The 12,172-nt window shown below is 72.6% G+C and carries 14 protein-coding genes; 8 read left to right on the forward strand and 6 right to left on the reverse strand.

Annotation, left to right across the window (positions count from 1 at the left end; translation table 11 throughout):
- Positions 1–11 precede the first annotated feature (11 nt).
- From ACFQZ6_RS33270 to ACFQZ6_RS33280, 3 genes are read left to right on the forward strand one after another with little or no spacing between them, the layout of a single operon-like run.
- Positions 12–1,013: a carbohydrate ABC transporter permease gene (locus tag ACFQZ6_RS33270; protein ID WP_381616940.1), complete on the forward strand. Its 1,002-nt coding sequence runs from the start codon at positions 12–14 to the stop codon at positions 1,011–1,013.
- Positions 1,010–1,927 carry a carbohydrate ABC transporter permease gene (locus ACFQZ6_RS33275; RefSeq protein ID WP_381616944.1) on the forward strand — a complete coding sequence of 306 codons (918 nt, stop codon included), beginning with the start codon at positions 1,010–1,012 and terminating at the stop codon, positions 1,925–1,927. The genes ACFQZ6_RS33270 and ACFQZ6_RS33275 overlap by 4 nt, the downstream gene beginning before the upstream one ends.
- Positions 1,928–1,966: 39 nt before the next feature.
- Positions 1,967–3,409 carry a GH1 family beta-glucosidase gene (locus tag ACFQZ6_RS33280; RefSeq protein WP_381616947.1) on the forward strand — a complete coding sequence of 481 codons (1,443 nt, stop codon included), beginning with the start codon at positions 1,967–1,969 and terminating at the stop codon, positions 3,407–3,409.
- An 84-nt stretch (positions 3,410–3,493) separates the two neighbouring features.
- Here ACFQZ6_RS33280 and ACFQZ6_RS33285 read toward each other — a convergent pair whose 3' ends face one another.
- Positions 3,494–4,147 carry a peroxiredoxin-like family protein gene (locus ACFQZ6_RS33285; protein WP_381616950.1) on the reverse strand — a complete coding sequence of 218 codons (654 nt, stop codon included), beginning with the start codon at positions 4,145–4,147 and terminating at the stop codon, positions 3,494–3,496.
- 151 nt (positions 4,148–4,298) lie between these two features.
- On the opposite strand from ACFQZ6_RS33285, the gene ACFQZ6_RS33290 reads away from it, so the two are divergent.
- Positions 4,299–4,895 (forward strand): TetR/AcrR family transcriptional regulator, encoded by a 597-nt coding sequence (locus ACFQZ6_RS33290; RefSeq protein ID WP_381616953.1) that lies wholly within the window; start codon positions 4,299–4,301, stop codon positions 4,893–4,895.
- Between the two features lie 100 nt (positions 4,896–4,995).
- Positions 4,996–6,234, forward strand: coding sequence for an alginate lyase family protein (locus tag ACFQZ6_RS33295; RefSeq protein ID WP_381616956.1), 1,239 nt, complete (start codon positions 4,996–4,998; stop codon positions 6,232–6,234).
- A 13-nt stretch (positions 6,235–6,247) separates the two neighbouring features.
- On the opposite strand, the gene ACFQZ6_RS33300 is transcribed toward ACFQZ6_RS33295, so the two are convergent.
- Positions 6,248–7,216 (reverse strand): alpha/beta hydrolase family protein, encoded by a 969-nt coding sequence (locus ACFQZ6_RS33300; RefSeq protein WP_381616960.1) that lies wholly within the window; start codon positions 7,214–7,216, stop codon positions 6,248–6,250.
- A gap of 155 nt (positions 7,217–7,371) precedes the next feature.
- Between ACFQZ6_RS33300 and ACFQZ6_RS33305 the strand changes: the two genes are divergently transcribed.
- A complete protein-coding gene (locus ACFQZ6_RS33305; RefSeq protein ID WP_381616963.1) occupies positions 7,372–7,653 on the forward strand; it encodes a hypothetical protein in 282 nt (93 codons plus the stop codon).
- Positions 7,654–7,705: 52 nt separating this feature from the next.
- Here the strand turns inward: ACFQZ6_RS33305 and ACFQZ6_RS33310 are convergent, their stop codons facing one another.
- From ACFQZ6_RS33310 to ACFQZ6_RS33320, 3 genes are read right to left on the reverse strand one after another with little or no spacing between them, the layout of a single operon-like run.
- Positions 7,706–7,912, reverse strand: a complete 207-nt coding sequence (locus ACFQZ6_RS33310; RefSeq protein WP_381616966.1) for a hypothetical protein — start codon at positions 7,910–7,912, stop codon at positions 7,706–7,708.
- Between the two features lie 50 nt (positions 7,913–7,962).
- Positions 7,963–8,487, reverse strand: coding sequence for a tetratricopeptide repeat protein (locus ACFQZ6_RS33315; RefSeq protein ID WP_381616969.1), 525 nt, complete (start codon positions 8,485–8,487; stop codon positions 7,963–7,965).
- The gene (locus ACFQZ6_RS33320) at positions 8,442–10,430 is read right to left on the reverse strand and encodes an ATP-binding protein (protein ID WP_381616972.1); all 1,989 of its coding nucleotides are present in this window, start codon (positions 10,428–10,430) and stop codon (positions 8,442–8,444) included. Before ACFQZ6_RS33320 ends, ACFQZ6_RS33315 begins: the two co-directional genes overlap by 46 nt.
- Before the next feature lie 187 nt (positions 10,431–10,617).
- Between ACFQZ6_RS33320 and ACFQZ6_RS33325 the strand changes: the two genes are divergently transcribed.
- The gene (locus tag ACFQZ6_RS33325) at positions 10,618–11,073 is read left to right on the forward strand and encodes a carboxymuconolactone decarboxylase family protein (RefSeq protein WP_381616975.1); all 456 of its coding nucleotides are present in this window, start codon (positions 10,618–10,620) and stop codon (positions 11,071–11,073) included.
- A 110-nt stretch (positions 11,074–11,183) separates the two neighbouring features.
- On the forward strand, positions 11,184–11,579 hold the full coding sequence (locus ACFQZ6_RS33330; RefSeq protein ID WP_381618854.1) for an iron chaperone: 396 nt from the start codon (positions 11,184–11,186) through the stop codon (positions 11,577–11,579).
- Positions 11,580–11,599: 20 nt separating this feature from the next.
- On the opposite strand, the gene ACFQZ6_RS33335 is transcribed toward ACFQZ6_RS33330, so the two are convergent.
- Positions 11,600–11,983: a DoxX family protein gene (locus tag ACFQZ6_RS33335; RefSeq protein WP_381616978.1), complete on the reverse strand. Its 384-nt coding sequence runs from the start codon at positions 11,981–11,983 to the stop codon at positions 11,600–11,602.
- Positions 11,984–12,172 lie beyond the last annotated feature (189 nt).

A 12,172-nucleotide genomic window follows, 5' to 3' on the forward strand; every position in this document is an offset into this window, starting at 1 on the left:
AAGGAACCGCGGTGGCCACCTCCACCACCAACGCCCGGCCGGATCGCGCCGAGCCGGGCGGCGACCGGCCCACCCGGCGGCTCGGCGCGCTGCTGCACCTGGCCGACATCAAGGGCGCCCCGTACGCGTTCGTCGCGCCGTTCTTCGTCATCTTCGCCGCGTTCAGCTTCTACCCGCTGATCTACACGTCCTGGATCTCCCTGCACCGGGTGGAACTGGCCACCCTGGACGTCATGGAGTGGGTGGCGTTCGACAACTACGTCGACCTGTGGAACGACTCCCGCTTCTGGAACGCCCTCCAGAACACGATCACCATCGGCGTCATCTCCACCGTCCCGCAGCTCCTCATGGCGCTCGGTCTGGCGCACCTGCTCAACTACCGGATGCGCGGCTCGCTGTTCTTCCGCGTCGCCTCGCTGGTGCCGTACGCCACCTCGGTCGGTGCCGCCGCCCTGGTCTTCACCATGCTCTTCGAGCGCGACTTCGGCATGATCAACTGGGCGCTCGGCGGCATCGGCCTCGACCCGGTGAACTGGGAGGCCGACAAGTGGCCCGCCCAGGTAGCGATCTCCACCATCGTCATCTGGCGCTGGACCGGCTACAACGCGCTGCTCTACCTCGCCGCTATGCAGGCCATCCCCGCCGACCGGTACGAGGCCGCCGCCATCGACGGCGCCTCCCGCTGGAAGCAGTTCACCCACGTCACCGTGCCGGGCATCCGCTCCACCATCGTCTTCACGATCGTGCTCTCCACGATCGGCGCGACCCAGTTGTTCGGTGAGCCGCTGATCTTCGGTCAGGGCCCGAACGGCGTGACCGGCGGCGCGGACAACCAGTACCAGACGCTCGGTCTGCTGCTGTACGAGGAGGGCTGGAAGAACTACCAGATGGGCCGCTCGGCGACGGTCGCCTGGGCGATGTTCCTGCTGCTCGTCCTCGTCTTCGTCGCCCAGCGCCTGATCAGGCTGCTGCGCGCCCGCACCGCCCGCGTCGCCCCCAGGAGTCCGCGATGACCACCGAGAGCCTCCCGGTCCGGAGCAACGCCCCGGCGGCCCGGGCCCCCGAGAAGCGCACCACCGGCCGCCGCCTCCTCGGCCAGCGTGCCGGGCGTCAGCACCACGCGGGCCCGCTCGCCTACGTCCTGCTCGCCATCACCGCGATCCTGTCCATCTTCCCGCTGTACTGGACGATGGTGGCGGCCTCCACCGACAACACCCGGGTCAGCCAGACCCCGCCGCCGTTCCTGCCCGGCCCGAACCTGTTCAGCAACCTCGCCCGCGCCTGGGACGAGGCCGCGATGGGCAAGGCCATGATCAACAGCCTGATCGTGGCCGGGGTGATCGCCCTGTCCACGGTGTTCTTCGCGACGCTCGCCGGGTTCGCCTTCGCCAAGCTGCGGTTCAAGGGCCGCAACATCCTGCTGATGCTGGTCATCGGCACGATGATGGTGCCGCCGCAACTGGGCGTCGTACCGCTGTTCATGATGATGGCCGAGCTGGGCTGGTCGCAGGAGCTGCCCGCCGTCATCTTCCCCACCCTGGTCAGCGCGGTCGGTGTGTTCTTCATGCGGCAGTACCTGTCGGAGGCGCTGCCGGACGAACTCGTCGAGGCGGCGCGGGTGGACGGCGCGCACTCGCTGCGGATCTTCTGGTCCATCGTGCTGCCGGTCGCCCGCCCCGCGATGGCCGTGCTGTTCATGATCACGTTCGTGCACGCCTGGAACGACTTCTTCTGGCCGTTCGTGGTCCTCGACATGACCAACCCGACGGTCCCCGTCGCGCTCACCCAGCTCAGCGCCGGGTACATCCGCGACCAGTCCCTGATCATGGCGGGCGCCCTGCTCGGCACCCTGCCCCTGCTTGCGATGTTCATCGTCTTCGGCCGTCAGATCGTCAGCGGCATCATGGCGGGCGCCGTCAAGGGCTGATCCCTCCCCACCGTTCCCCTCCCACCTGAAAGGACCTACGTGGTCACCGCAGCGCAGCAGCAGACCGCGTCCGCCCCGGACGCCTCCCGCACCTTCCCGAAGGGCTTCCTCTGGGGCACCGCGACCGCCTCGTACCAGATCGAGGGGGCCGCCGCCGAGGACGGCCGCACCCCGTCCATCTGGGACACCTACGCCCGCACCCCCGGGCGGGTCCGCAACGGCGACACCGGTGACATCGCCACCGACCACTACCACCGCTGGCGCGAGGACGTCGCGCTCATGGCCCAACTCGGCGTCGGCGCCTACCGGTTCTCCCTGGCCTGGCCGCGCATCCAGCCGACCGGCCGCGGTCCCGCCGTCCAGAAGGGCCTGGACTTCTACCGCCGCCTCGCCGACGAACTCCTCGCCCAGGGCATCCGGCCCGTCGCCACCCTCTACCACTGGGACCTCCCGCAGGAGCTGGAGGACGCGGGCGGCTGGCCGGAGCGCGCCACCGCCGAACGGTTCGCGGAGTACGCGGCCCTCGCGGCCGACGCCCTCGGGGACCGGGTGAAGACCTGGACCACCCTCAACGAGCCCTGGTGCAGCGCCTTCCTCGGCTACGGCTCCGGGGTGCACGCCCCCGGCCGCACCGACCCGGTCGCCGCGCTGCGCGCCGCCCACCACCTCAACCTCGGCCACGGACTCGCCGTCCAGGCGCTGCGCGACCGCCTCCCCGCCGACGCGCAGTGCTCGGTCACCCTCAACATCCACCACGTCCGCCCGCTGACCGGCAGCGAGGCCGACGCCGACGCGGTCCGCCGCATCGACGCACTCGCCAACCGGGTCTTCACCGGCCCCATGCTGCGCGGCGCCTACCCCGAGGACCTGTTCGCGGACACCGCCTCACTCACCGACTGGTCCTTCGTGCAGGACGGCGACCTGAAGGCGGCCCACCAGCCGCTGGACTTCCTCGGCGTCAACTACTACTCGCCCACGCTCGTCTCCCGGGCCGACGGCTCCGGCACCCACAACTCCGACGGGCACGGCAACAGCGCGCACAGCCCGTGGCCGGGCGCCGACGAGGTCGCCTTCCACCAGCCGCCCGGCGACACCACCGCCATGGGCTGGGCCATCGACCCGTCGGGCCTGCACGAACTGCTGCTGCGGCTGTCGTCCGACTTCCCCGAACTGCCGCTGGTCATCACGGAGAACGGCGCCGCGTTCCCCGACTACGCCGACCCCGAGGGCAACGTCAACGACCCCGACCGCATCGCCTACCTGCGCGGCCACCTCGCCGCCGTGCACGAGGCCATCAAGGACGGCGCGGACGTGCGGGGCTACTTCCTGTGGTCCCTGCTGGACAACTTCGAATGGGCCCACGGCTACAGCAAGCGCTTCGGCGCGGTGTACGTGGACTACCCGACCGGCACCCGCATCCCCAAGGCCAGCGCCCACTGGTACGCCGAGGTGGCCCGCACCGGGGTGCTGCCGGGCGCCTGACCCGGGGGCTGGGAGGACGGGGACCCGCGTGACGCGGGTCCCCGTCCGCCTTGGCGCGTCGCAGCCGTGCCGTCCGGGTGAGCGTCAGGCGGCGCGGAGCCCGTCCAGCGCGGCGAGGATGTCGGCCGGTTCGGCGCGGGTGGTGTAGTCGGTGTCGGCGAACGCCCAGCGGATGGTGCCGCCGCCGTCGATGACGAAGGTCGCGGGCAGCGGCAGGGTGCGGGCGTGGCCGCCGTTGGCGCGGTGCAGGTCGATGCCGAACTCCTCGTAGACGGCGGCCAGGTCGTCCGGCACGTCGAAGGCGAGGCCGTACTGCTTGGCGGTGTCGCTGCCGAGGTCGCTCAGCACGTCGAAGGCCAGCTCGTGCTTCTCGGCGAGGGTGAGGGACGCGTCGGGCGTCTGCGGGGAGACGGCGACGAGCCGGGCGCCGCGGGCGGTGATGGCGTCGTGGTGCCGCTGGAGGGAGCGCAGGGCGATGTTGCAGTACGGGCACCAGGCGCCGCGGTAGAAGGTCAGCACCACCGGACCCTCGGCCAGCAGCGCGTCCAGTTCCACCGTCTCTCCGGTGGCGGAGGGCAGGGTGAAGGAGGGGGCCTTGTCGCCCACGGTCAGGGCGCGGTCGGCCTGCCCGGAGTCGGCCAGCTCCCGCGCCGCCCGCCGCATCACGGCGCGGACGTGCTCGGGGAACTGTGCCTGGCGGCTGTCGAAGAAGGCGCGCAGTTCGGCGTTGACGCTCATGGGTCCCTCCGGAAAATCTTGGAACGGTTGTTTCAAGATAGCCCTTGGAGCGCGCTCCACGTCGACGCCCGCGGCGTTATCTTGGAACTCTCATTTCAAGTTGGCGCGTAGGTGACGTGTCATAGGCGCACGGAAGCGGGCGGGAGCGGACATGCCGGATATCAAGCACTTCGATCCGGAGGCGACCCTGGACACGGTCGTCCGGCTCTTCTGGCGGCAGGGGTTCGCCAGTACCGGCATCCAGGACATCGTGGACGCGACCGGACTCAACCGCTCCAGCCTGTACGCCACCTACGGCGGCAAGCAGGAGCTGTACCGCGCCGCCCTCGACCGCTACGCCGCGAGCCGCTCACGTCCCGTCCTCGAACGGCTCACCGCGGACGAGCGGGGGCTGCCCGCCCTCCGGGACTTCTTCAGCGGGCTGGTCGAGACCCGCTGCTCGGGCGAGTACGCGCGCTGGGGCTGCATGATCTCCAACGCCCACGCGGGCGCCGGGAACGGCGACCCCGAGGTGCTCGCCCTCCTCGACCGGCAGCACGCGGCGCTCCGCGACGCCCTGCGCCAGACGCTGCTGACGGCCCGGCGGCTGGGCCAACTGGCCGAGGGCGCCGACCCGGACACGGGCGCGGAGATGCTCGCCCTGCTGGCGTACGGCATCAACCTGCGCTCCCGCGCGGGGGTGGACGTGGGGCGGTTGCGCGGTACCGCGATGGCGGCGATCGACGCGCTGGCGGGCACGGAAGCCTGACGCGTCCTCCCGCTTGACGGGGTGTTGGTCCGTACCTATGGTCGGCTCGCAGTGCTAGTTCAGCGAAGCGAATGTCGTTCACATGCGAGAACGGACCTTCATGTCACCCACATCCGCTCACCCCCACCGCGGAACCCGCCGCCGTTCCCCGCTCCTCCCCCTCTTCCCTCTCCTCCTCACCGCCGCCGTCACCGCCCTGCTGGCCGGGCTGCTCGCCTGGCCGGGCGCCCCGCGCGCCGACGCCGCGCCCGCCACCTTCACCCACCCCGGAGTCACCGTCTCCCGGGGGCAGTTGGACTTCACCCGCAGCATGGTCAACGCCGGGGCACAGCCCTGGAAGGGCGCGTTCGACCAGATGATGGCCAGCAGGTACGCCGACCTCAACCGCGTCCCCAGGCCCCGGGCGGTCGTCGAGTGCGGCTCCTACTCCAACCCCAACTACGGCTGCACCGACGAACGCGAGGACGCGATCGCCGCCTACACCCAGGCGCTCGCCTGGTACGTCACCCGGGACGAGCGGCACGCGCGCAAGGCCATCGAGCTGATGGACGCCTGGTCCGCCGTCATCCAGGACCACACCAACAGCAACGCGCCGTTGCAGACCGGCTGGGCCGGTTCCTCCTGGCCCAGGGCCGCCGAGATCATCAAGTACACGTACACCGGGGGCTGGCCCAACTCCGGCCGCTTCGCGACGATGCTGCGCACCGTCTACCTCCCCGAGGTCATCAACGGCTCGAACTCCAACGGCAACTGGGAGCTGTCGATGATGGAGGCCGCCGTCGGCATCTCCGTCTTCCTGGAGGACCGGACGTCGTACGACCAGGCCATGGCCAGGTTCCGCACCCGCACCGCCGCCTACGTCTACCTCGCCTCCGACGGCGACCTGCCGAAGACCGTGCCGAGCCAGAACCTCGACACCCGCGACAAGATCGTCCGGTACTGGCAGGGGCAGGGCACCTTCGTCACCGGCCTCACCCAGGAGACCTGCCGGGACCTCACCCACACCGGCTACGGCATCTCCGCCATCTCCCACGTCGCGGAGACGAGCCGCATCCAGGGGCAGGACCTGTACGGCACCGACGTGGGCGAGCGGCTGCGGCACGCGCTGGGCTTCCAGGCGAAGTACGAGCTGGGGACGGCCGTACCGAGCTGGCTGTGCGGCGGCACCCTGCACCTCGGCCTCGGCCCGGTCACCGAGGTCGGCTACAACGCGATGCACAACCGGCTCGGCCACGCCATGACCAACACCCGGACGCTGACCGAGCGGAACCGGCCGGCGGGCAGCAACAACCTCTTCGTCGCCTGGGAGACCCTCACCCACGGGGACAACTACGACTGACGCTGGTGCGCGGCTACTTGCACTCCACCCGCCCGACCGGGTCCGCCCGCCGCGTGAGCGCGTCCCGCACCGTCTGCCAGGCGGCGTCCCCGGGCCTGAGCTGGCTGCGGAGGTAGCCCCAGGTCAGCCACTGGAGCGCGGCGACCCGGCCGGGGTCCTCGTCGGTGGTCTCGGCGGCGTCGTACCCGGCGACGCCGCCGAGGCCGTGCTCCGCGCCGAACAGGGTGAGCAGGGTCTTGGGGGCGGGCGCGAGGGCGTAGGGGTCGGCGTGCCACTCCGGGCCGAGGTCGGTGAAGTGCCGGGAGTCGTCCTGGTCACCGGCGACGACCAGGGCGGGCGTGATCATGGTGCTGAAGTCGGAGGTCCGGAAGGCCGACACCAGGTCCGCCCGCGGCCCGTTCAGGGCGTCGCCGCCCCGGCCGGGCGCCGCGAGCAGCACGCCCGCCCTGATCCGCGGTTCGAGGAGGTCGACCACCCGACCGTCGTCGGGGTCGGTGAGCCGGGCGCCCAACAGCAGGCTCGCGGTGTGGCCGCCGAGGGAGTGCCCCACGACGGCGACCCTGTCGTGGTCCACGCGCCCGGCGAGCTGCGGCACGGCCTCCTCGATCAGGTCGAGCCGGTCGAGTATGTGCCGCATGTCCTCGGCACGCGAGCGCCAGAACAGCGGCGCCCCGGGGTCGTCGGCGACCAGGTGGCTCAGCGTCGCGGAGTTGAGGTGGGTGGGCTGGAGCACCACGAACCCGTGCGCCGCCCAGAAGTGGGCGAGCGGCGCGTAGCCGTTGAGCGAGGAGAGGTGGTTCGAGGGGCCGTGCCCGTGCGACAGCAGCACGACGGGCAGTCCGGTGCCGGTGACGGGCGCGGAGACGCGCAGTTCGAGGTCCACGGGGCGTCCGGGCACGGACAGCGTCACCGGGCTGACGGAGAGGACGGGGGCGGGGGAGTGGAAGGCGTTGAGGGGGAGGGCGGGGCCTGGTCCGGCCATGGCGCGCGGTCCTTTCGCTCGGCTCCGCACCCGCGAACGGAAGCGGAGCGTTGTTCCGTTTACGATACGGATCAATGTTCCGCTTTGTCAAAGGGTCGAGACCGGCGCGCGAGTCGAGAACGGGGCATTCCGGGTGATCGGCATACGATCCGCCCGTGGCACACACCTTCGACGAACTCGTGGAGATGCAGCGCGCCGCCGACACCGCGCACGCCCAGGTCGAGCGGCTGCGCGCCCAGTACGGGTCGCCCACCGCCCACCCGTGGAGCGAACAGCAGACCACCACCTACGAGACCGCCTGGCGGGCCTGGCGTGACCTCGCCCGCGACGTCCAGGCGGCGGTCACCGAGCACGCCAAGGACCAGGGCCAGTCCCGGAACTCGGTCGAGGCGGACGTGAAGAAGGCCGTACGGCACGCGGAGGAACAGGGCCCCTGACATGACGAAGGGGCGGCCCGGGAGACCCGGACCGCCCCTCACGCGCCGCCGGTCACCTGCCCAGCACCCCGGAGGGGACCAGGGACTGCGGGGAGGACGCCGGGTGCCCCAGCTCAAGCGAACCGAGGACACCGTTGAGGAACGGCGCCCCGGGGACCCCGGCGGACGGCACCGGGTGCCAGGCGGCCTGCGCGGCGGGAACGGCGGTCGCCAGGAGAGCGGCGGCCAGGACGGAGACACGAACGAGGTTCTTGATCATGCCTGGCCCAACGACCGACCCCCGGGCCGGAAACGCCCGCTCGCGCCCCCTCACGCCGGAGCGGCGCCGAACGGGTGAAGTTCGCCCACCAGAGCCCGCGCCGACGCCCGGTGCCGGGCGGCCCCCTCCGGATCGGTCCCGTCGAGCAGTACGGCGATGCCCTCGTGGGCCAGCGCCTCCTGGTGCCGGTTGCCCAGCCGCGGGGCCAGCTCCAGCGCCTGCCGGTGCAGCCGCAGCGCCTCCTCGGGCAGGCCCGCGAGGCGGCACGTCTCGGCGTAGCCGTTCAGGAAGTGGATCTTCCAGTGCTCCTCGAACAACTCGTCGAGCAGCGCGAACGCCTCCCGGTGGCTGGCCAGCGCCTCCTCGTAGCGGCCCATCCGGCGCAGCGCGACGCCCCGGCAGTTCAGGCACCACGCCTGGTTGTTCAGGTGCCCGTCCTCCCGGGCCAGGACCAGCGCCCGGCACAGGTGGTCCGCCGCCTCCTCCGGCGCCACGTCGGCGAGCGCCACGCCGAGGGTGATCCGGGCCGTCAGCGCGGGCGCCCAGGCGGGGTCGGCGTGCGGGACGTCCAGCACCTCCCGGGCCGGCGCGCCGCCTCCTCCCGGTGCCCCAGTTGCAGCGTCGCCCACGCCTCCGCGGCGGCGGCGTGCGCGGCCCCCGCGGGACAACCGGCCTCCTCGTACAGCTTCCCCGCCAGCCGGAAGAGGTCGAGCGGCTCCTCGACGCCGCCCGCGTCCCAGCTCAGATAGCCGCGGCGCAACGCCAGTTCGGCCGCCACCCGGGCGTCCCCCGCCTGCGCCACCCGCAGCCCCGCCGCCTCGTACCCGGCGGCGGCCTCCGCCAGACGGCCCGCGTTGTAGCGCGCGAACCCCAGGTCGCTGTGCGCCTCGGCCAGCCGCACCGGATCGCCCAGCCGCTCGGCCGCGGCCAGCGACCGCTCGAAGAGGACGTTCAGGTGCGTCGTACCGCAGCGCCGCGCGAAGTACGCCCGCAGGAACCGCGGCAGCTCGTACACGTGCGTGTCGGCGCCGACGGCGGCGGCCGTCTCGAAGGCGGCCATCAGGTTGCCGTACTCCGCGGTGAGCCAGGCGAACGCGGCGTTCTTGTCGGCGAACGGCGGCAGTTCGGCCGGGGGACGGCCCGCCGTGGGGGGCGCGCCGGGGGACAGGAACGGCATCGCCGCGTCGGCGGCGGCAGCGGCGTGCACGTAGTAGTCCAGGACCCGGCCGAGCGCCCGCTCCCGCTCCGCCGCCGGGTCCTGCTCCGCCGAGGCGCGGCGGGCGTGCTGGTGCACCAGGTCGTGCAGCCGGTAGCGGTCCGCCGTGGGCTGCTGGACCAGGTGCGCGTCGAGCAGCTCCTCCAGCATCGCCCGCACGTCCCGCACCGGCAGGTCCGCGAGCGCCGCGACGACGTACTCGTCGAACGACGCCCCCGGCAGCAGCCCCAGCAGCCGGAACAGCCGCGCCTGCGGGCGGCCCAACTGCCTTACGGACATGGCGAACGCGGTGTCGAACTCGCTCGCGCCCGCCGCCAGCCGCTCCACCAGCACGCCCACCGTCCAGCCCGGCCGGTGCCGCAGCCGCGCCCCGGCCAGCCGCAGCGCCAGCGGCAGGTGCCCGCACCGCCGCAGCACCTCGGCGGCGGACTCCGGGTCGCGGGCCAGCCTGCCCTCGGGGCCGCCCGGGTCGCCGCTGGCCCGGACCAGCAGCTCCGCGCTCTCCTCGGGGCTGAGCACGTCGAGCGAGACCGGCGGCACCTCGTCCAGGCCGAGGAGCCGGTTGCGGCTGGTGACCAGGGCGACGGAGGGACCCGCGCCCGGCAGCAGCGGACGGACCTGCTCGGCGTCGGCGGCGTTGTCGAGGACCACGACGACCCGGCGGCGGGCCAGCTCCGCCCGCCAGCAGGCGGCCAGTTGCTCCAGCCCGTCCTGCGGGACCCGCTCGGAGGGCACGTCGAGCGCGGCGAGCAGCGCCCGCAGCGCGGAGTCGGCGTCCAGCGGCGGCCTGCCCTCGGTGAACCCGTGCAGATCGACGTAGAGCTGGCCGTCGGGGAAGTCGGCGGCCAGCCGGTGCGCGGCGTGCACCGCCAGACACGTCTTGCCGACGCCCGCCATCCCGTCGACGGACACCACCCGGTGGCTCTCCACGGCGGCGAACACGGCCGCGAGCTGCTCCGCACGCCCGGTGAAGTCCGGCACGTCACGCGGCAGGTCGTTGCGGGGGAGCGGGCGGCCCTGGCGGCTGCTCTTCGGCGGCGCGGGCAACGGGTTCGACGCGCGCTCCCACAGCGGGCGCAGCGGGCGCGGGTCACGCCGGACCACCCGGCACAGGGCGACCACCGCGGGCCACGGCGGCACCGTCTGCCCGTTGAGATAGCGCGACAGCGACGACGAGCTGAGGCCGGTGTCCCGCGCGAGCGCCCGCACCCCGAGCCCGGACAGCTCCTGGAGCGCGCGCAGCCGCCCCGCCAGCTCCCCCTGCGGCTCGCCCCGTGCCTGCCGCCCTGACGCGTCCACCACTGTCCCCCGCCCTTCCCCCGGTGTTCCGTCCCGCTCCGGGTGAAGTCTCGCGAGCCAAGTCGCCGCTGGTCAAGGGCGTTCCGGCTGTCCCACGGTGTCCCACCGCCGTGGTCCGTGCGCACCGGTGCGGCTGTGATGGAGCCATGCCCCGGGGGAACGGGGCACCGGCCCAGAAGAGGAGCACACCATGCAGTCCCGGATGCGCAACCCCGCCGTCGTCCTGTCCGCCGCGATGCAGCCCATCCAGCAGGTCTTCAAGGCCGCCCACTCCGGCGGCGTCGACCCGCAGACCCTGGAGCTGGTGCACCTGAGGGTCAGCCAGATCAACGGCTGCTCCTCCTGCGTCGACGCCGGAGCCAAGACCGCCCGCAAGGCCGGGGTCAGCGACGAGCGTCTTGCCACGGTCGCCGCCTGGCGCGAGGCCCCGTACTTCACCGACGCGGAGCGGGCGGCCCTGGCGCTCGCCGAGGCCGCCACCCGGCTCGCCGACCGTCCCGACCCGGTGGGCGACGACGTCTGGGACGCCGCCGCCACCCACTACGACGAGACCCAACTGGCCGCCCTCGTCCTGATGGTCGGCGTCACCAACCTGTTCAACCGGCTGAACGCCAGCACCCGGCAGATCGCCGGGGCCTGGGCCTGACCGGCCACCCCCACCACCCGTTCGCAGACCAGGAGGAACACCCCGTGAAGAACGCCCAGAAGTCCGCCACCGACGGCTACGACGGCTTCACCGACGAGGAGCGCGCCGCGATGAAGGAGCGCGCCCAGGAACTCAAGGCGTCGGCGCGCAGGACGTCCCGCGCCGAGAAGGCGGCCCAGGACGAGGCCGCCGTACTCGCCAAGATCGCCGAGATGGAGGCGCCGGACCGCGCCCTGGCCGAAAGGGTCCACGCCCTCGTCACGGCGAGCGCGCCGGACCTCGCGCCCAAGCTCTGGTACGGGATGCCCGCGTACGCCAGGGACGGCAAGATCGTCTGCTTCTTCCAGAGCGCGCGGAAGTTCAAGGCGCGGTACGCCACCCTCGGCTTCAGCGACCAGGCACACCTCGACGACGGCGCCCTGTGGGCCACCTCCTACGCCCTGGCGGAGCTGACCCCCGACGCCGAGGCGCGGATCGCCGCCCTGGTGAAGCGGGCGGCGGGCTGACCCGCCGCGCGCCGGGGACGTCAGCCGGTGAAGGACTCCGGGCCGAAGCGGCCCCACGCGATGAACACGGCCAGCGAGAAGTAGGCCACGTTCAGTCCGACGTACCGGAACTCGCCCCGGCGGCCATGGGTGATCATCGCCCCGATCATCAGCAGGACGAAGCAGGCGGCGGTCACCGGCACCATCACCGGCGCGATGTCGAGCGCGGCGGGCAGGATCAGGCCCGCCGCCGCCGACAGCTCCAGAACGCCGAGGGACTTCACGAAACCGTCGCTGACGTCGAGGGTCCACCCGCCGCCGTCGTGCGCGCCCAGGGTCTGGCGGGGCACGAACGTCTTGCTGACTCCGCCGACGAGGGCCACCGCGGCCAGGAGGCCAGCGGCGATCCACAGGGCCAGGTTCATCGTCCGCTCCTTGATCGAGGAATCACCTGCACCCGTACGACGAGACAGCGGCGGCAGACGTGACAGCCGGGGTGAAGGCAGACGAGAAGGGCCGGACAAGAAGGGCCAAGAAGAAAGGCAAGGAGGTGAACCCTCTCCTTGCCACTCTCAACTTATAGCGCACGGGGGGCCTTGCGGCAAGGCCCCCGT

The organism is Streptomyces flavalbus (genome assembly GCF_042674625.1).
Classification (GTDB): domain Bacteria; phylum Actinomycetota; class Actinomycetes; order Streptomycetales; family Streptomycetaceae; genus Streptomyces; species Streptomyces flavalbus.

Bases quoted from the DNA above. Each gene is read 5' to 3' on its own strand.
- ACFQZ6_RS33275 (WP_381616944.1), top strand. From the start codon at position 1,010: ATGACCACCGAGAGCCTCCCGGTCCGGAGCAACGCCCCGGCGGCCCGG.
- ACFQZ6_RS33290 (WP_381616953.1), top strand. From the start codon at position 4,299: ATGCCGGATATCAAGCACTTCGATCCGGAGGCGACCCTGGACACGGTC.
- ACFQZ6_RS33295 (WP_381616956.1), top strand. From the start codon at position 4,996: ATGTCACCCACATCCGCTCACCCCCACCGCGGAACCCGCCGCCGTTCC.
- ACFQZ6_RS33335 (WP_381616978.1), bottom strand. From the start codon at position 11,983: ATGAACCTGGCCCTGTGGATCGCCGCTGGCCTCCTGGCCGCGGTGGCC.
- ACFQZ6_RS33330 (WP_381618854.1), top strand. From the start codon at position 11,184: ATGAAGGAGCGCGCCCAGGAACTCAAGGCGTCGGCGCGCAGGACGTCC.
- ACFQZ6_RS33285 (WP_381616950.1), bottom strand. From the start codon at position 4,147: ATGAGCGTCAACGCCGAACTGCGCGCCTTCTTCGACAGCCGCCAGGCA.
- ACFQZ6_RS33310 (WP_381616966.1), bottom strand. From the start codon at position 7,912: ATGATCAAGAACCTCGTTCGTGTCTCCGTCCTGGCCGCCGCTCTCCTG.
- ACFQZ6_RS33300 (WP_381616960.1), bottom strand. From the start codon at position 7,216: ATGGCCGGACCAGGCCCCGCCCTCCCCCTCAACGCCTTCCACTCCCCC.
- ACFQZ6_RS33325 (WP_381616975.1), top strand. From the start codon at position 10,618: ATGCAGTCCCGGATGCGCAACCCCGCCGTCGTCCTGTCCGCCGCGATG.